Below are 17,794 nucleotides of genomic sequence, written 5' to 3' on the forward strand. Positions count from 1 at the left end.
TTTTAATGTTGAGAAAGGCTATTTAAACTGTTTGTAAAGCAGCTCAGGTGTGTTGAAATTTTCATTGTTCATATTGTGAAGTTTTTTGGTTTAGTTTTAAATACTAAAATAAGAATTTATTATTCGTAATTAAATTTTATTTTAAATTATTTAAAATCAATAATATATAATTTAGGATATGATGTAATTTTAGGTTAACCGATATAGATAATTTTTTCGATGTTCCCTTATTCTTGGATAAAAAAAGCTGCGCGAAGTCGAAGACTTCGCGCAGCTTTTTTTATCCAATTTTCTTATGTATTTAAGAATTCTGCTTGATTCTTTTCGCAGACATATTTAAAAACCGCTTCACCAGGAAAACTGCAGAAACTGTAAGTCCCAGACCCAGAGCAATCCACATTCCGAAAGCGCCCATTTTTAAAGTGACACATAAAAAGTATCCTAAAGGAATGGTAATTACCCAATAGGCGATAAAAGTATAGATTGATGGGATCTTTACATCCTGAAGTCCTCTGAGCATCCCCAAAGCTGTTACCTGGATTCCGTCCGAAAGCTGAAATAAAGCAGCAATGATCATTAATTTAGAAGCAAGGGTAATCACTTCAACTTCCTCTTTTTTAGTAAAGAAAGTAGGTAATATATTTCTTCCCAGAATAAAGACCAATCCGCAGATGCACATAAATATAAAGGCTATTTTAAGATTGTTGATCCCGACTTTTCTTAATTCAACAAAATTCTGCTCACCCAATTTTCTTCCGATCATGACCGTTGAAGCCACACTGAATCCTACGCAAAGGTTGAAGGTAAATGAAGCCATACTTAGGGCGATCTGGTGAGAGGCAATATCATGAGCTGAAATCAATCCGCAGATAAATGCAGCACCTGCAAAAGCTGTCACTTCAAAAAACATCTGTAATGCAGTAGGCAGTCCCAGTTTCACCATTCTGTCAAACATATTTCTGGAGAAAACCTGAATTTTTAAAGAAAAATCTTTAATATATCTTCTTGTTTTTTTCTCTTTAACCAGTACGACATACAGGAAAACCACCATAAATATTCTCGAGATCAGTGTTGCCAACGCTGATCCTTTTACACCCATTTCAGGAAAGATCCAGAGTCCTTTAATAAAAACATAGTTCAGGACAATATTAATAACATTCGCAATAATCGTTGCCTTTGTAACACCGATGGTATATGAAAGACCTTCAGAAACTTCACGAAGCGTCTGAAAAGCCATGAACGGGATCATGCTGATGGCCATAATACCGAGGAAGTCTACCGTATTCGGAATGATCTTCTCCGGCTGCCCGGAATGATAAAGTAGTGGCATGCCTAAAAGCAAAACAGCCATTAAAATAATTCCTACTGACATATTGATCACAAATCCGTGGCTGAATACAGAATTAATAGTTCCGTGATCCTGCTTGGAATGTGCCTCAGAAACCAGAGGAGGTATGGCAAATGAAAATCCCAGTGCCAGTACAAACACCGAGAAAAATACGGCATTTCCCAATGAAACGGAAGCCAGTGCATCCGCCCCTAAAAGTTTTCCGACAATAATATTGTCGAAGAGATTCACCGAGACCTGCCCAACCTGCGTAAGCATGACAGGAAGAGCCAGAGTCAGGCATTCTTTCGTATAGTTTTTGTTTAAAAAGTTCATAGTATTTTATGATTCGTATAGAGTTTATTACTTAAAAATAGTCCAAAAAAAAATTTGCAGTAAGGCTACTGCAAATTGTTATCATATATTTAATGTTCAATTAAATTATTTCCTTACAAAACTTGCAACATCCTCTTCGGAAACAGTATTTCCGCCAAGAATAATTAATCTTTCCACAACGTTTCTCAGTTCTCTGATATTTCCTGTCCATGAAAGAACTTTAAGCGCGTCAATCGCCTTATCATCAAATTTTTTCACGGCAGTACCATGCTCATCGGCAATTAATCCGGAAAAATGATCTACCAATAATTTGATATCCTCTTTTCTTTCATCCAATGGCGGAACATAGATTTCAATCACAGAAAGCCTGTGGTAAAGATCCTCCCTGAATTTTCCTTCCTCAATTTCCTTCTGCATGTTCTTATTGGTTGCTGCAATTACCCTTACATCAACTTTTATTTCCTTATCGCTTCCTACAGGAGAAACTTTGCTTTCCTGCAATGCTCTCAAAACCTTGGCCTGAGCAATAAGGCTCATATCGCCGATCTCATCCAAAAAGATAGTACCTCCGTTGGCCTGCTCAAATTTTCCCTGCTTGTCTTTAATAGCCCCCGTAAAAGAACCTTTTACGTGTCCGAAAAGTTCAGATTCAATAAGCTCAGAAGGGATAGCAGCACAGTTTACTTCGATCATCGGACCTCTCGCACGTTCGCTTTGGTTGTGGATCGCATGGGCTACCAGTTCTTTTCCTGCACCGTTAGGCCCTGTAATTAAAACACGGGCATCAGAAGCAGCTACCTTTTCGATCATATCCTGAATTTTCTTCAAAGCAGGAGAATCACCGATCATCTGGTATTTTTTGTTAACCTTTTTCTTTAAGGTCTTATTTTCAGTTTGGAGATTTTTATTTTCCTTTTTCAGACTTTCTTTGGCCAAAGCATTTTTTACACTTGTAATCAGCCTGTTGATATCGATAGGTTTGGAAATAAAGTCGTATGCTCCTTCTTTTAAGCAGGAAACAGCAGAATCAATGTCTGCGTGGCCTGAGATCATAATGAATGTGCTTTCAGGCTTTAAGATAAGGCTTTGCTTCAAAAGTTCTGTTCCTGAAAGTTTAGGCATCTTGATATCAGAGATCACCAATGCGAAATCTTCTTTTTCTATCTGTTTGTAGCCTTCAAGGCCATCTTCAGCGATAACAAATTCGTAATCGGTAAGTTCATCAGAAAGGATACTGTGTAATACTCCCGAGATTGCTTTTTCGTCTTCTACAATAAGGATTTTTTGCATAGTTGCAAATTTAGATTTTTTGATTCAATTATTAGCAAAAACTATACCTAAATATACTATTTTGAGTAATCTCTTCTCCCGAAAATGGCCGATCCAACCCTTACGGAATTGGCGCCACATTCAATGGCAGCCGGGAAATCATCACTCATTCCCATAGATAAAGTTACAAGTGATTTCAACTGATTCAATTCATCAAAAAGCCCTTTTAAAATCAGGAATTCTCTTTTCACCTGTTCTATATCCTCTGTAAATGTGGCCATTCCCATAAGGCCGGTTATTTCGACATTGGGGAATTTTCCGTCAATATACTCTTGGAATAGTGTTTTTGCTTCTGCAATCTCAAGTCCGAATTTGGTTTCCTCTGCAGCAATCTTTACCTGAAGGAGCACTTTGATGGTTCTGCTATTCTTTCCGGCTTCTTTACTGATTTCTGCAAGAAGCTTTTCAGAATCCACACTTTGGATGGTATCGATAAAAGGGGCAATATATTTTACCTTATTCGTCTGCAGGTGCCCGATCAGGTGCCATTGGATATCTTTGGGAAGGAGAGGGTATTTCTCCATAAGTTCCTGAACCTTATTCTCCCCAAAGACTTTTTGTCCCAGATCATAGACTTCCTGAATGGCTTCGGCCGGATGCATTTTCGAAACTGCGACAAGCTGAACTCCCGAAGGAAGCTGATTTTTTATTGCTGTATAATTTTCTTTAATATCCATACATGCAAATTTCTGAATTTAAAAACAAAAAACTAATGAATTACGTAAAATAGTTGTTGGCTGCTTGCTGGTTGTCAGTTTTATCTCTAATGTAGTTTATTCTATACATCATTAAATTGTTACACTGATACATTATTACATTAATTCAGAATATCATTGATCTTCGGATACTGAGAAATTTTTCTGAATACAAACTTGTTGCTTTTCTGAAGCTTCTCAATAAACATATCCAGTTCGTTGATGGAATCTGCATCTCTGAGATATTGGTCATGCGTAAGAAAAACCAAATGTCTGGATGTCTTTTCGAGGTCATTAAGGAAGATGCTGTCTACCTTTTTAATCATGGCTTCATGGCTTCCCTTTAAAGTCATTTTTTCAGAAGGTCGCCATTCAAGATCCCAGCCGATTACTTTATAACCTGCTTTTTTAAGGCCGTTTGCGGCATCGGTGGAGCTTTTAATGTCAGTAACGTTAATATTATTCAGCCTCCAGATATTTCTTCCCGGAGTTCTTGCGATCTTATCATAAAGCTTAAGGCTGTCTTTCGCAATATCAAAGTCATGGACAACAGCCTCAGGATTCTTGTAAAAATCGGTGTATTTGTTATGGGCATGGCTAAAGCTGTGATTGGCCAGCTCAATCAGCGGATTGCTTCTTAAAAGCTCCATATCATCTTTTTGTCTTTTGCTTCCATAAGCATGTTTTCCTACCAGAAAGGCAGTAGCACACACATTCCTTTTGTTCAGTATTTTAAGGAGGTTTTCCGTTCCCTGGTTAGGGCCATCGTCAAAAGTAAGATAAATGATTCTTTTATCGGATTCTACGTTCTCATCATCTATTTTGGGGACCGTTCTTACGGTGGGATGTTCCAGTGAGACTGTTTTTTCAAAGTCTTTCACATTAGTTTTGCTGTTACAGCTGTTGAATACAATTGAGGCTGCACTCACCAATGCAGTCATCCCCAGAAAAGCCCTGTTTTTTGACTTTTCCCCAAAAATTTTTTTCATAAAGATAATGGAGGTTAGATCGTTAAAAAATGTTAAAATAATTATTCAAATGTTAACAAATTATATGCCACTACCTGTTAAATTATGGTATTTTAATTTTATTTTAAGAACTCTATTTTAAACGGTATTTTATTAAAATGAAAGTCTTTCACGATTCTGTTTTCTTATTCTTTTAATTTAACATTTATAAATGCTAAATCTATAGACTTTCTCTATTTGTGTTGAATTTTCTCTTTCTTCCTATGCTGGGGAATTATTTGGCTACGCCACTCAATAAACAGACGTTGTATCCATACGCTTCAGCGAATCATATTAATTGATTTTCCTTTTGCGAAAGAAAAGATAACAGCATTAATAATGCTTGCGGACATCACATTAAACTAAGAATATTGACAAACAATCTTATTGCGAACTCCTGGTAATGTAATAAAGTATTACTCTAAAATTTTCTTGAGATACAGTGCATTGTTAATTGCAGCAGTACCCCAGGTATTATTGAAAAATATAAATACTTTTCTTTCTGAATGATTGATTTTTTCAGCCAGGCCATCAAGAAAATCTGTACTGTATTCAGATTTATAGAGCACAGGTTTGCCATGAAGTCTGTAATACAGAACTTCAGGATGATTGATGATGACATCTTCCGGAAGGTTACCGGGAAAGCTGACTCCTGAAAAAATGATGTTGTTTTCTTTTAGCATCGTGAAAACTTCATCGGCCCACCAGGATTCGTGACGGAATTCTATAACATTCACATAATTAAAATCAAGACTGGCGAGGATCAGATCAATATTTTCCTGTGATTTTTTAAAAGAAGGCGGAAACTGATACAGAAACCCGGAAAGTTTTTCTTGTAAATGAGTTTCAATATGAGTACAGAATTCTGAAATGTCTTCTTTAGAATCTTTCAGACGCTTTTCATGGGAGATGGCTTTTGGAATTTTGATGAAAAATTTAAACTCTTCGGGAGTTTCATCATGCCATTTTAAAAGTGTTTTAGCCGTTGGTTTTCGGTAAAAGGTAGAATTGATTTCCACCGTATTGAAAGCCTGGGAATATAAGGTAAGAAAGTCTTTACTTTGGGCATTTTCAGGGTATAACGACCCTTTCCAGTCGTTGTTATAAAATCCCGAACATCCAATGTAAAGACTTTCTTTTTTCATAAGTTTTATTTTATATCAGCATCCAGATCTACAGAGTTCAGCCGCAATGAGTTCAGAATAACAGAGAGTGAACTTACACTCATTGCCGCCGCGGCGATCATAGGTGACAATAATATACCAAAGAAAGGATACAATAATCCTGCCGCTACCGGAATACCCAGCACATTATAGATAAAGGCAAAAAACAAATTTTCTTTAATATTCTTAAGAAGTTTTTCGCTCAGTAACTTAGCTTTTGCAACGCCTAAAATATCGCCTTTCAGTAATGTGATTTCTGCACTTTCCATAGCTACATCGGTTCCGGTCCCCATGGCAATCCCTACATCAGACTGGGCAAGAGCAGGGGAGTCGTTGATTCCGTCACCTGTCATCGCTACAATTTTACCCTGTTGTTGCAGTTTTTTTACCTCATTCAGTTTGTCTTCCGGAAGGCAGCCTGCTTTATAATGTTTGATTCCTAATTCGTCAGCAACTGCTTTAGCCGTATGTTCATTATCTCCGGTCATCATGATCACGTCAATTCCCTCATTCATCAAGCGCTGAACAGCTTTTTTAGAAGTTTCTTTAATTTTATCTGTGAAGCTGATGAAGCCCAATACTGTTTTATCCTGTGCAATATAAGAGATGGTATGTGCCTTTGACTGTACTTCTACAGCTTTTTGCTTTAATTCCTGGGGAATAGACAGGTTGCCGGAGGTCAGAAGATTTTCATTTCCTAAATAAACCGTTTTTCCATTGATCATTCCCTGAACTCCTTTTCCCGAGATATTTTCAAACCGGTCTACTTTTTCAGCGGTCAGGTTTTCTTCTTTTGCTCTTTTGATCACTGCATTGGATAATGGATGTTCTGAGTTTTGGTTAAGGGAAAGCGCCAGTTTTAAAATTTCGTTTCTGTCTCCGTTCCCTGAAGTTTCAATATGTTCCACAGACGGTTTCCCTTCTGTTAAAGTTCCTGTTTTGTCGGTAATCAGAACATTGACTTTATGCATCTGTTCCAGTGCCTCTGCGTTTTTGATGAGTATTCCGCTTTTAGCTCCTTTCCCGATTCCTACCATCAGGGACATTGGGGTTGCTAAACCAAGTGCACACGGACAGGCTACAATGAGAACTGCAACCGCATTTACGAAAGCAAATAAACTTCTTTTGCCTTCCGGTCCGAAAAACTGCCACAAAACAAAGGTAAGAACAGCGATAAGAATGACAACCGGGACAAAAACTTTGGAAACCTTATCAGTCAGTTTCTGTATCGGGGCTCTGCTCCGGCTGGCTTCATTCACCATTTTAATGATCTGCGAAAGAAGAGTTTCATCCCCAACTTTTTCAGCTTTCATGATAAATACCTTATTTCCGTTGATGGTTCCTGAAGAAACTTTATCATCGATATTTTTTTCAACCGGTACAGGTTCCCCGGTGATCATACTTTCATCAACTAAAGAACTTCCTTCTGTGATCTTTCCGTCGACAGGAATTTTTTCACCCGGCTTTACTTTTAAAAGGTCCCCGATTTTTACATGGGAAAGTAATACTCTTTTTTCTTCTCCGTTGACAATAAGATTGGCTTCGTCAGGGGAAAGATTCATCAGTTCTTTAATGGCATTTCCTGTTTTTTTATGAGCGGCGGCTTCCATCAGCTGTCCTAAAATCACTAAGGTCAGGATCACACAGACCGCCTCGAAATACAGCGGAATTTCGTGATTGTGACCTCTGATTTCATGAGGAATAATATCAGGAAAGACCAATGCAGCAATACTGAAGATAAATGCCGCGGCAACACCTAAAGCAATCAGGCTGAACATATTTAAATTCCATGTCTTAAACGAAACCCAGCCTCTTTTCAGCAGAAACCATCCGGAATAAAACATTACCGGAAGGGTTAAGGCCAGCTCAATAAATCCCTGGATCTTATGGGAAAAAGGAAAATTGATGAACATTCCACCCATCGAAAGAATAAAAACAGGAATGGTGAAGGCAAGGGAAATCATAAATTTCCTTTTCAGAATATTGTAGGTTTCATCTTCTTCATCCTCACCACTGTCGGGTATTCTTACCAGGTCCATTCCGCAGATCGGGCAGTCTCCGGGCTCATCACGAATGATTTCCGGGTGCATAGGGCAGGTATATTTTGCCGTTTTCTTTTCGGGATACTTTACCAGATCCATTCCGCACACGGGACATCCTACATTGGAATCATAAGTTTTATCTCCTTCGCAATACATTGGACAGTAATATTTCCCGGCCATATCATCTGTAATTTTTGGAGCTACATGATGATGGCTGTGATCGTGATGATGGGAATGGTTATGCTGATGACTATGTGAAGCTGCATTTTTTGCAAGATCTTCAGTGATTTCTTCCAGATGCATATGGCAAACCGGGCAATCACCTTTTTCATCATAGACTTTATCCCCTTCACAAAACATAGGACAGTAACATTTTCCCATACTGTCTTTGAAGTTTTCAGGTAAATTTGAAGAGGAGTAGGTTGGTTTATGATTGGGGTCTTTGGCCTGTTTTTCCTCGATTGGAACCAGATACATATTACAAACCGGACATCTTTCACCTTGCTTAAAATAGACCTTTTCTCCTTCACATTCCATTGGGCAATAATAGACTGAAGACGGAGAAACCCTGTCCTGAGGCTTTACAAATGCTGTTTCAGGCTTTTTTGGGTCTTCAAGCCTGTATTTTCCTATTTCCTCTAAAGCTTTATTTAAAACTGACAGCTCAATTTCTTTGTCGGAAGTAATGGTTGCTGTATTATTTTCCAGATTTATATCGGCTGTAACTCCCTCAACAGAGTTGAGCTTTTCAGAAATTTTTTTCTGACAGCCGGAGCACGTCATTCCGAGTATATTATATTGTCTGTTCATGATCCTTGAATTTATAATACAAATGTCCAAAATGAATTGGTAAGGCTGTTATAAATTTAAGGATAATAGTTATAGAATTTTGCCTGCGTTGTGGGTGAGCGAGCCGGAGAGTTTGAGTGTCTTAGAGTGGGGGAGCTTTAATATCCTAATTATTGAGTATTTTAAAAACACCTTTACTCTAAAACTCTCCCACACTCAAACTCAGAAACTATCCAGTGTTTTCCTTTGATGATCCTTCAGTTTCTTAAATTCGGTAGGCGTAAATCCGGTGATATTCCTGAACTGGGAAGAAAGGTGCTGAACACTTTTGTAGCCAAGCTTACCTGCAATTTCGGTAAGCGTGAATTCATTATAAAGAAGAAGTTCTTTTACCTTTTCAATTTTATGAAGGATAAAGAACTGTTCAAGGGTGATATTTTCGTTCTGAGAAAAGGTTTTGGAAAGTGAGCTGTAGTCTTTGGGGATTTTTGAGCTTAAAAACTCAGAAAGAAGAAAATTTTCATCAATATCCAGCTCACTGATCTTGATGATGATGATATTTTTGATTTTATCAACAAGCTGATGGGCAGAATCCCTAATTCTTTCAAAACCCGTATCCAGCAGACTTTTTTCTATAGCCTTCATTTTCTCAGCTGAAATGTCGGATCCGGTTTCAACTTCTCCTAATGTAACAGAGCTTACCGCTATATCAGCATCGCTGAATATTTTTTCCACTGCAGAAATACAGCGGTTGCAGACCATATTCTTTACAAAAATTTTCATGACTTGCTCAGTCTGTCTTTTACAAATTCAATCTGTGTTTTTCCATGAGGAGCAGGATTTCCTTCATTATCGAGGTTGACCATTACGATTTTGTCTACTGTGATAATGGTCTGGTGAGTCATTTTGTTCCTTACATCACATTTTAAGGTAACGGATGAAGATCCGAAGTGTATGGCTTCAATCCCGATTTCTATAATGTCTCCCTGTTTTGCGGAACTTACAAAATTGATCTCTGAAATGAATTTTGTAACCACTTTTGTATTTTCCAACTGAATGATGGCGTAAAGTGCTGCCTCTTCATCGATCCACTGTAAAAGTCTTCCTCCGAAAAGTGAATGATTGGGATTCAGGTCCTCGGGTTTTACCCATTTTCTGGTATGATAGTTCATGTTTTAAAGATTTGCTTCACAAATTTAGTGTTAAAAACTGGGTTTATCAAGGAAACAGTATTTACAGATGTGAAGTAAATGATTCATTTTCTCAATTACATTTTCTTGGAGCGCATGGCTTTTACCTTTTTTACAGTATCGTCATTTAAAAAATTTTGATATTCTTTACTTTCAACAGGGAAAATAGCCACTTTTCCCTCTTCGTTATGATGAGTCCCGAATCCATAGCGTTTAGATAACGGGGAGGACCTGAGGCAGGGTTGTCCTTTGGAGAAGAACTGTATTCTTGCCTGTTGTTTTTCACTTTCCGGAATGTCATTTTTCAGAGCGTAGCATTCGAATATGATATCATCAGAAGTATACCGGTAAGGATTTTTTATCATCTGCTGATATTGAAGTTCTGCCAATGTTTTTATTTTCTTTTCCGGTGGTATCTCCGCGTGAGAAACAGGGCAGTCTTCGGCGACTTCAATAAAGGTGTTGATATAATTTGTAGTATGTTTCATGAGTGTCTTGTGTCAATAAGATTAAATATACTCAAAATTAGTTTTGATCTTTTTCATTCAGATGGTTCCTGAATTCTAAAATATCACCGGGCTGGCAGTCCAGTGCTTTGCATATAGCATCAAGCGTGCTGAAACGGATGGCTTTGGCTTTTCCTGTTTTCAGGTTGGAAAGATTGGATAAGGTCAGATTTATTTTTTCTGAGAGTTCGTTCAGTGACATTTTTCTTTTAGCCATCATCACATCAAGGTTTATTATAATAGGCATAGGATTGTATTTGTCTTTAAAAAAGGTTGTATTTCGTACCTTTACAGAATAGTTTTTTATTATGTTAACTAACTTTAACTTTTGGTAAATTTCAACAAAATTATAGTATAAAACAATATTTATTTATTATTAATCAATAAAAAAAAGCTTTGAATTCCTGGAAATGTGACAAATACTTTAAAAAAAACTTTGATTTAAAATTTTTAATTGTATCTTGCATACGTTTATATTTGGAATCAATATTTGTTCATTAATTTATGTTGTTTTTCTTTTATATACCAAATTTTTATTAATTTTTAATTTTTATTTAAAATGAACATTTTTGTTTCAAACATCAATTACGCAACTAAAGAATATGAGTTGCATGATCTATTCGCAGAATTTGGTGATGTATCATCAGCTAAAATCGTTACAGACAGAGAAACTGGCCGTTCAAGAGGTTTCGGTTTTGTAGAAATGGGTGATGAAGAAGGAAAGCAGGCTATCGAAGCTCTTAATCAGAAAGAATTTAACGGAAAAGAATTAAACGTATCTGAAGCTAAGCCAAGAGAGGAAAAGCCAAGAAGAAGCTTTGACAACAACAGAGGCGGAGGTTACGGAGGTAACAATCGTGGAAATGGTGGCGGTGGCTACGGCGGTGGTAACAACCGTGGTGGTAACGGCGGCGGAAATCGTTGGTAAAAATATAAGGCGGCTTTTTAGCCGCTTTTTTTATGCACTATTTATCCCTTCCTGATCATGATTGGCTTTTGCTGGTTTATTTCAGGAAGGGATAATTATTTATACTAGCAGACAGGTAATTTCGTATGAAATCAGTTGATAATACTCAATAAAGCAGCAGTTAAGCCGCCTTATTGGTTCTGTTTTTCTTTGATCAGCAGTGCTGCATTATTATAGAATATGCTCTTTTGTTTACTGTAAGGAGAGCTGTCTCTTGAAAGATTTGGAAAAACTATTTTGATATGGTATTTTCCCAAATCGCTTTCCATAGAAATCTCTTTTATTGTTATGGTTCCCGAATGGCTGGCATTGTTTGCGAACAGCTTATTTATTGCCGGGCTAAAATCTACCGTCTCTTCTGAATTAAGAATTACCTTTACTGTTTTCCCATTATTGTCTCCTGTCTGACTGTCTATGACGAATGTATCTCCATTAATGTCTTTAGATTGCTGAGTATAGCTGTCAAAATTGATTAAATACTGATAACCTTGAATGTTGATTACTTTTGATTCGGAGTCTAAAACAAGTCTCTCATATTCCGATCCATCAGAAGTCTTATTGATATGGGTAAAAGCATTTCTAAGCGTACTGCTGATCAGCGAAGAATGAACATTTTCAAAGTCTCCTGCTAAAAGATCATGCGTTTTGCCTGCAGTCAGATTCAGTAAAAAGTCTTTTTGTTTTCTTTCAGCCAGAAATTCAAATTTATTGGCAATTTCATTAACGAGGGTGTCAGATACTTTCTTTTGAAAATCTATTTTGTTATTAACCAGAAGTTTATTTTTATCCAGAAGGGTCATCAATTGATTTTTCTGGCTTCTTTTGGCTACACTGAATGCATTTAAATAAGGAAAGATCAATGAGAAAGCACCAAACACAAATAAGCTGATCGGAATGAATTTTATGCTGGCTTTTTTATTGAGTACAAAATAAGAAACTACACTCAACAGCCATAACGCCAGCAGCAATACGAAGTATCTGGGTTCTGTGTAACCGTATTCCAGGATCCTTGTAAATATGGCCGTAAATAATAAAACAAGTAAAGGAATGATGGTGTAGTAAAACAGCTTTGAAAATACTTTGACCCACGATTTTGCTTTTTCCTCTTTAAGCGGATAGACAAGCAATAAGGCAAGGATACCGATAATGCTGTAAGCCAGGACCAGATAAGAAACCCATCCTCTAGGAAGTTCCCAGTTGATAACTATCTTAAATGAATAAACATACAGGATGACCAGATAAATGAAAAGCAGCGGAATCAGGACAAACTGTGTGAAAAACTTTAAGATTACCGGATAGGTACTGTCTTTTTCAAGGTAGCTCAGCCCGGTTTCATTGAATAGAAGAAAGATAAAACAGCTTCCGAAAATAGCCAGGACATAAAACGTATCGGCATATAGATTATCACTGAAATTAAAATCAAATAATTTGTCAACTGCCAGGATGGCCAGTTCTACACCTCCTGTAAGTACTCCTGTAAAAATAGCTGTCAGGAAAATATTAACAAAGAGATTTTTATTGTACTGCCAGAAATTAAGCTCCCTGTTCTTTTCCAGAAAGGCACAAAAGGAAACCAGTAAATGAGAAAGAAGAAGAGTAACAGCTATGATGAAGCCATGAACTTCAGTAAAATCCCTCTCTTTTGCAGGCAAAATGAAAAAGAATCCTATCAGGAAAGCTGTTCCCAATATTTCCAGTAAAAGTCTTTTTCCGATCCTTTGGGAAAGAATTTTCAAAGCAAACATGAGGGAAATACCGAGACAGCAGCAAATAGTAAATTTGGAATGGATGAATAACGATTCACGGTCATATTTGCTGTCCAACATACGGATGGCTCCCACGGAAGAGAGCAGTCCCATTAATAAAACCATCGGATAGCGTGACAGAACATCCTGTGCCTTTCCTGTTATTTCCCGGATTTTCGTTTTCATGATTCGTGTGTTTTGTGTTTAGTCTTTTTTCTTTTTTTTCTTCTTGTCTTTATCCTTATCTTTTGTTTTACTCTTTTTAACTTTTTTAGGATTTAAGATCTCATCTGCATATTCAAATTTCGGTTCCTCAATTTTTGTAGGAATAATCTCAATTTTCAGATCAAAATAATTCTTCAGATCATCCTGTGATATTAATTTTTCATTGAATAAAAACTCCAGCATTTCCTTTCCGGAATCATTGAAAAAATTATGGGCAAGCTCTTTCAGCAAGAATTTACGGTATTCTTCCATAGGGACCACTACGGTGTATTTAAAGATTCTTCCTTCCTTCTGAGTGGTGATATAACCTTTTTCCACCAATATTTTAAGGTAAGTAGAAACAGTGTTCTGGTGCGGCTTTGGTTCAGGATGCTGCTCCATGATGTCTTTAAGATAAAAAGATTCAAGCTTCCAAAACAGCTTCATAAAATTCTCCTCAGCACCGGTAAGATGATTTATTTTCATAGAAAGTTCTTAATGTTGAAATTGTATATTGCAATAAAGATAAATAAAAGATACCACAAATGCTATTCCGGCACCCATAAATACTTCCTTTACCGTATGTCTTTTTAAAATGATTCTTGTAATTCCCACTAAAGCAGCAATTCCCAGCCACAACAGTCCTGCTTTCCAGTCCAATGTAAAAAACAAAGCCGCAACAAATACATTGAATGCTGTATGCATCGAGCTTTTAATAAAGAAGTTACTGATTTGCATAGTGAAAACCAGGATCAGGATAAACAGCATGACAAGGTCAATATACCCGTTTCTTACATAGTTGAAAATAAGATAGGTGACCACACAGACAGCAATAAAAATATAGAGTGTTTTCCTTTGAATACGGTTCGAAACGTCCATATTGGTATATCTTCCGGTTTTTACATTCCAGACCAGCCAGATCACGACCGGTACAATAATCATTAATAATATAGGAAGAAAATAAAGAAAAGAATCTTTAAGTGAATATTTTCTTATACTCATATAAATGAAAAAAATAAATAAAGAAACTAGCGGATTAAAAAAATCCGAGATGATTTTTGAAATTTTATGTACTGTTGAAGGCAGTTTTTCTTCCATGTTCAAGTTTAAAATTCAAATATAGCCACTATATGCAAAAAAACAATTAGTATGTATACGATAAAAACAAAGTTTTTTTTATAATTTTGCTCAAATATTCATCATAAAAAAGCAAGAGCTAGCACATGAAAGAATTTTCTAAAGAGGTATACCTGAAGTGGTATGAAGATATGACTATGTGGAGAAGGTTTGAAGACAAATGCCGTTCTCTTTATCTAAAACAAAAGATCAGAGGTTTTTTACATTTGTATAACGGTCAGGAGGCTATCCCTGCCGGCTTCACGCATGCAATGGATTTAACTAAAGACAGTATGATTACTGCTTACAGATGCCATATCCATCCAATGGCGATGGGAGTAGATCCTAAGAGAATCATGGCTGAACTTTGCGGTAAAGCTACCGGAACGTCCGGAGGTATGGGCGGTTCTATGCACATTTTCAGCAAAGAGCACCGTTTTTATGGCGGACACGGTATCGTGGGCGGACAGATTCCTTTGGGAGCCGGAATTGCTTTTGCAGATAAATATTTTGACAGAAAAGCTGTAAACATCTGCTTCTTCGGAGACGGAGCTGCAAGACAGGGATCGCTTCACGAAACATTCAATATGGCGATGAACTGGAAACTTCCTGTAGTATTTGTAGTGGAAAACAACCAATACGCAATGGGAACTTCCGTAAAAAGAACAGCTAACCATGAAGATATCTACAAATTAGGTTTAGGATATGAAATGCCTTGCCTTGCCGTAGATGCAATGGATCCTGAAAAAGTGGCTGAAGCAGCTTATGAAGCCATTGAAAGAGCAAGAAGAGGAGACGGGCCTACTTTCATAGAAGCAAGAACTTACCGTTACAGAGGACACTCTATGTCTGATGCCGAGCCTTACAGAAGCAAGGAAGAAGTAGCGATTCATAAGAATGATGATCCTATGGAACTGGTAAAACACAGAATTTTGCAAAACGGCTGGGCTACTGAAGAAGAATTGGAAACGATAGACAATAAATCAAGAGATTTTGTAGACGAATGTATCGAATTCATGGAAAATTCTCCATATCCTGATCCGGATAAAGTGTATGAATATGTTTATGCTCAGGAAGATTATCCGTTCTTAGATAAATTAGAAAACTAAAAGATAATGAATCAATTTGAAAGTTTGAAAATTTGAAAATGATTTATTATCACATCTTTTTTAATTTTCAAATTAGCAAATTACCAAATTTTCAAATTAAAAAAAATTATGGCAGAAGTAATTACGATGCCCCGCCTTTCGGATACTATGACGGAAGGTAAAGTGGCGAAATGGCATAAAAAAGTAGGAGATAAAGTAAAAGAAGGAGATATTTTAGCCGAAATTGAAACGGATAAAGCTGTTCAGGATTTCGAATCTGAAATAGAAGGAACTCTTTTATATGTTGGTGTGGAAGAAGGCGCTGCTGCTGCTGTAGATTCTGTTTTAGCGATTATTGGGAATGAAGGTGAAGATATTTCAGGGCTGACTGGCGGAGCTGCTGCTCCCGCTGCAGGTGCTTCTGAAGAGAAGAAGTCTGAAGAAGAATCAAAAACAGAAAATAAGGCTACAAGTGTTGAGCAGGCTACTGCGGAAGTTCCTGCAGGTGTAGAAATTATTACAATGCCAAGACTTTCCGATACAATGACGGAAGGTAAAGTAGCGAAATGGCATAAAAATGTAGGCGATACCGTAAAAGAAGGAGATCTTCTTGCTGAGATCGAGACAGATAAAGCAGTTCAGGATTTTGAATCTGAATTCAACGGAGTATTATTGAAGCAGGGTGTAGAAGAAGGTGGTGCCGCTCCGGTAGATTCGGTTTTAGCGATCATCGGTCCTGAAGGAACAGATGTTTCTGCAGTAGGTGCTCCAAAATCATCGGCTCAGGCCTCTGAAAAACCGGCTGAACAGAAAACTGAGGCAAAGGCGGAAGAAAAAGCGGCTCCGGCAGCAAGTTCTTCATCTTCAGACAGGGTGGCAATTTCCCCGTTGGCTAAGAAAATGGCTCAGGAGAAAGGTGTTGACATCAATAGTGTTAACGGTTCAGGAGAAAACGGAAGAATTGTTAAAAAAGATATTGAAAACTATCAGCCTTCCCAGGCACAGGCACAACCGGCGGCTTCTGCTCCGGCGGCAGCTCAGGTTGCATTGAGCTTTGTTCAGGGTGAAGATACGGAGACTCCAAACTCTCAGGTAAGAAATATTATTGCAAAACGTCTTGCTGAAAGTAAATTCTCTGCTCCACATTATTATCTGATGGTGGAGATCAATATGGATAAAGCGATTGAGGCCAGAAAGGAAATCAATTCTTTACCGGATACCAAGATCTCTTTCAATGATATGATCATTAAGGCAACTGCTGTAGCTCTTAGAAAGCATCCTCAGGTGAATTCAAGCTGGGCAGGAGACAAGATCATCCACAGAGGAAATATCAATGTGGGGGTTGCAGTGGCTATTCCTGACGGATTAGTGGTTCCTGTACTGAAAAATACAGATCAGATGAACTACACGCAGATCTCTGCAGCGGTAAAAGATATGGCTTCCAGAGCTAAGAGCAAAGGGCTTAAGGCCAATGAAATGGAAGGTTCTACATTCTCCATCTCCAACCTGGGTATGTTCGGAATAGAGACCTTTACAAGTATCATTAACCAGCCGAACTCTGCGATCCTTTCAGTAGGAGCGATCATCGAAAAGCCGATTGTAAAAGACGGGCAGATTGTGGTAGGAAATATCATGAAGCTTTCACTGGCATGTGACCACAGAGTGGTAGACGGTGCTACGGGAGCTCAGTTCTTACAGACTTTAAAAACATATCTGGAAAGTCCATTGACCCTGTTACTGTAACAGTCCGGATTGTAAATGTTAAAACCTCTCAACTTGAGAGGTTTTTTTGTTATGATCTGCCGGTTTTGAAAACTTTATTTTCTCTAAACCTCACAGGTTTTGAAAACCTGTGAGGTTTGTCCATATAACAGCAGAACAGGAAAAAAACGTTACTGCCCTTCTGCCTTATTTTTCCAGTATTCAACCTGTTCTTTTAGCTCTTTGATGCGCTCTTCATACTGCCCGAAAAGTTTTTCGGGAGTATTATAATTAATTGTCTGGCTTTGGATTATACCGCTTGCATTATCATTTGAAGAATTTGAAGAATCAGTATTGTTATTAACCTGTACATAACCTTCTTCCGGTTTCAGAATATCTTCCATGTTTACATCCAGCGAAGTGCAGATATTTTCGAGATGGTTTACCCACGAATTGGTTTCCCCATTTTCTATCCTCTGGTAGGTGGAGCGGGAAATATGCAGCTTTTCTGCCAGCTCTTCCTGGGAGATTCCTTTGTCTTCTCTGTACTTTCTTATTCTCTTCCCGATGGTTGCATTCATTGCTAAAT

17 protein-coding genes are annotated in these 17,794 nt (G+C 37.6%); 3 read left to right on the forward strand and 14 right to left on the reverse strand.

Going from position 1 to position 17,794, the window contains the following annotated elements:
- Positions 1-301: 301 nt before the first annotated feature.
- From AC4IFE_RS07370 to AC4IFE_RS07415, 10 genes are all read right to left on the reverse strand, one after another.
- On the reverse strand, positions 302-1,663 hold the full coding sequence (locus AC4IFE_RS07370; protein WP_490755987.1) for an MATE family efflux transporter: 1,362 nt from the start codon (positions 1,661-1,663) through the stop codon (positions 302-304).
- Positions 1,664-1,768: 105 nt separating this feature from the next.
- Positions 1,769-2,953 (reverse strand): sigma-54-dependent transcriptional regulator, encoded by a 1,185-nt coding sequence (locus AC4IFE_RS07375; RefSeq protein WP_490755989.1) that lies wholly within the window; start codon positions 2,951-2,953, stop codon positions 1,769-1,771.
- Between the two features lie 56 nt (positions 2,954-3,009).
- Positions 3,010-3,669, reverse strand: a complete 660-nt coding sequence (locus AC4IFE_RS07380; protein WP_490755991.1) for a YggS family pyridoxal phosphate-dependent enzyme — start codon at positions 3,667-3,669, stop codon at positions 3,010-3,012.
- A gap of 140 nt (positions 3,670-3,809) precedes the next feature.
- The gene (locus tag AC4IFE_RS07385; protein ID WP_490755993.1) at positions 3,810-4,676 is read right to left on the reverse strand and encodes a polysaccharide deacetylase family protein; all 867 of its coding nucleotides are present in this window, start codon (positions 4,674-4,676) and stop codon (positions 3,810-3,812) included.
- Between the two features lie 434 nt (positions 4,677-5,110).
- Positions 5,111-5,839: a DUF72 domain-containing protein gene (locus AC4IFE_RS07390; RefSeq protein ID WP_490755995.1), complete on the reverse strand. Its 729-nt coding sequence runs from the start codon at positions 5,837-5,839 to the stop codon at positions 5,111-5,113.
- A gap of 5 nt (positions 5,840-5,844) precedes the next feature.
- Entirely contained in the window at positions 5,845-8,709 is a 2,865-nt protein-coding gene (locus tag AC4IFE_RS07395; protein ID WP_490755996.1) for a heavy metal translocating P-type ATPase, read from the reverse strand.
- Between the two features lie 201 nt (positions 8,710-8,910).
- Positions 8,911-9,471, reverse strand: coding sequence for a helix-turn-helix domain-containing protein (locus AC4IFE_RS07400; protein ID WP_490755998.1), 561 nt, complete (start codon positions 9,469-9,471; stop codon positions 8,911-8,913).
- Positions 9,468-9,860 (reverse strand): acyl-CoA thioesterase, encoded by a 393-nt coding sequence (locus AC4IFE_RS07405; RefSeq protein ID WP_490756000.1) that lies wholly within the window; start codon positions 9,858-9,860, stop codon positions 9,468-9,470. The genes AC4IFE_RS07400 and AC4IFE_RS07405 overlap by 4 nt, the downstream gene beginning before the upstream one ends.
- A gap of 95 nt (positions 9,861-9,955) precedes the next feature.
- On the reverse strand, positions 9,956-10,366 hold the full coding sequence (locus AC4IFE_RS07410) for a DUF6157 family protein (protein ID WP_490756002.1): 411 nt from the start codon (positions 10,364-10,366) through the stop codon (positions 9,956-9,958).
- Between the two features lie 37 nt (positions 10,367-10,403).
- Positions 10,404-10,631: a helix-turn-helix domain-containing protein gene (locus tag AC4IFE_RS07415; RefSeq protein ID WP_490756003.1), complete on the reverse strand. Its 228-nt coding sequence runs from the start codon at positions 10,629-10,631 to the stop codon at positions 10,404-10,406.
- Positions 10,632-10,943: 312 nt separating this feature from the next.
- Between AC4IFE_RS07415 and rbp the strand changes: the two genes are divergently transcribed.
- Positions 10,944-11,312 (forward strand): RNA-binding regulator, encoded by a 369-nt coding sequence (rbp, locus tag AC4IFE_RS07420; RefSeq protein WP_116011808.1) that lies wholly within the window; start codon positions 10,944-10,946, stop codon positions 11,310-11,312.
- 170 nt (positions 11,313-11,482) lie between these two features.
- Here rbp and AC4IFE_RS07425 read toward each other — a convergent pair whose 3' ends face one another.
- The 3 genes from AC4IFE_RS07425 to AC4IFE_RS07435 are packed head-to-tail and all read right to left on the reverse strand — an operon-like array spanning position 11,483 to position 14,302.
- A complete protein-coding gene (locus AC4IFE_RS07425) occupies positions 11,483-13,282 on the reverse strand; it encodes a DUF4153 domain-containing protein (RefSeq protein ID WP_490756005.1) in 1,800 nt (599 codons plus the stop codon).
- A gap of 18 nt (positions 13,283-13,300) precedes the next feature.
- Positions 13,301-13,786: a BlaI/MecI/CopY family transcriptional regulator gene (locus AC4IFE_RS07430; RefSeq protein ID WP_111953101.1), complete on the reverse strand. Its 486-nt coding sequence runs from the start codon at positions 13,784-13,786 to the stop codon at positions 13,301-13,303.
- Positions 13,787-13,795: 9 nt separating this feature from the next.
- On the reverse strand, positions 13,796-14,302 hold the full coding sequence (locus AC4IFE_RS07435; RefSeq protein WP_490756007.1) for a phosphatase PAP2 family protein: 507 nt from the start codon (positions 14,300-14,302) through the stop codon (positions 13,796-13,798).
- A gap of 221 nt (positions 14,303-14,523) precedes the next feature.
- Between AC4IFE_RS07435 and pdhA the strand changes: the two genes are divergently transcribed.
- Both pdhA and AC4IFE_RS07445 read left to right on the forward strand, forming a co-directional pair.
- Positions 14,524-15,525 carry a pyruvate dehydrogenase (acetyl-transferring) E1 component subunit alpha gene (gene pdhA, locus AC4IFE_RS07440; RefSeq protein ID WP_306842304.1) on the forward strand — a complete coding sequence of 334 codons (1,002 nt, stop codon included), beginning with the start codon at positions 14,524-14,526 and terminating at the stop codon, positions 15,523-15,525.
- Between the two features lie 108 nt (positions 15,526-15,633).
- Entirely contained in the window at positions 15,634-17,247 is a 1,614-nt protein-coding gene (locus tag AC4IFE_RS07445) for a dihydrolipoyl dehydrogenase family protein (RefSeq protein WP_490756009.1), read from the forward strand.
- A gap of 149 nt (positions 17,248-17,396) precedes the next feature.
- Here the strand turns inward: AC4IFE_RS07445 and AC4IFE_RS07450 are convergent, their stop codons facing one another.
- Positions 17,397-17,786 (reverse strand): helix-turn-helix domain-containing protein, encoded by a 390-nt coding sequence (locus tag AC4IFE_RS07450; RefSeq protein WP_490756011.1) that lies wholly within the window; start codon positions 17,784-17,786, stop codon positions 17,397-17,399.
- Positions 17,787-17,794 lie beyond the last annotated feature (8 nt).

Source organism: Chryseobacterium sp. UF-81, from assembly GCF_058245105.1.

Bases quoted from the DNA above. Each gene is read 5' to 3' on its own strand.
- AC4IFE_RS07370 (WP_490755987.1), bottom strand. From the start codon at position 1,663: ATGAACTTTTTAAACAAAAACTATACGAAAGAATGCCTGACTCTGGCT.
- AC4IFE_RS07375 (WP_490755989.1), bottom strand. From the start codon at position 2,953: ATGCAAAAAATCCTTATTGTAGAAGACGAAAAAGCAATCTCGGGAGTA.
- AC4IFE_RS07380 (WP_490755991.1), bottom strand. From the start codon at position 3,669: ATGGATATTAAAGAAAATTATACAGCAATAAAAAATCAGCTTCCTTCG.
- AC4IFE_RS07385 (WP_490755993.1), bottom strand. From the start codon at position 4,676: ATGAAAAAAATTTTTGGGGAAAAGTCAAAAAACAGGGCTTTTCTGGGG.
- AC4IFE_RS07390 (WP_490755995.1), bottom strand. From the start codon at position 5,839: ATGAAAAAAGAAAGTCTTTACATTGGATGTTCGGGATTTTATAACAAC.
- AC4IFE_RS07395 (WP_490755996.1), bottom strand. From the start codon at position 8,709: ATGAACAGACAATATAATATACTCGGAATGACGTGCTCCGGCTGTCAG.
- AC4IFE_RS07400 (WP_490755998.1), bottom strand. From the start codon at position 9,471: ATGAAAATTTTTGTAAAGAATATGGTCTGCAACCGCTGTATTTCTGCA.
- AC4IFE_RS07405 (WP_490756000.1), bottom strand. From the start codon at position 9,860: ATGAACTATCATACCAGAAAATGGGTAAAACCCGAGGACCTGAATCCC.
- AC4IFE_RS07410 (WP_490756002.1), bottom strand. From the start codon at position 10,366: ATGAAACATACTACAAATTATATCAACACCTTTATTGAAGTCGCCGAA.
- AC4IFE_RS07415 (WP_490756003.1), bottom strand. From the start codon at position 10,631: ATGCCTATTATAATAAACCTTGATGTGATGATGGCTAAAAGAAAAATG.
- rbp (WP_116011808.1), top strand. From the start codon at position 10,944: ATGAACATTTTTGTTTCAAACATCAATTACGCAACTAAAGAATATGAG.
- AC4IFE_RS07425 (WP_490756005.1), bottom strand. From the start codon at position 13,282: ATGAAAACGAAAATCCGGGAAATAACAGGAAAGGCACAGGATGTTCTG.
- AC4IFE_RS07430 (WP_111953101.1), bottom strand. From the start codon at position 13,786: ATGAAAATAAATCATCTTACCGGTGCTGAGGAGAATTTTATGAAGCTG.
- AC4IFE_RS07435 (WP_490756007.1), bottom strand. From the start codon at position 14,302: ATGAGTATAAGAAAATATTCACTTAAAGATTCTTTTCTTTATTTTCTT.
- pdhA (WP_306842304.1), top strand. From the start codon at position 14,524: ATGAAAGAATTTTCTAAAGAGGTATACCTGAAGTGGTATGAAGATATG.
- AC4IFE_RS07445 (WP_490756009.1), top strand. From the start codon at position 15,634: ATGGCAGAAGTAATTACGATGCCCCGCCTTTCGGATACTATGACGGAA.
- AC4IFE_RS07450 (WP_490756011.1), bottom strand. From the start codon at position 17,786: ATGAATGCAACCATCGGGAAGAGAATAAGAAAGTACAGAGAAGACAAA.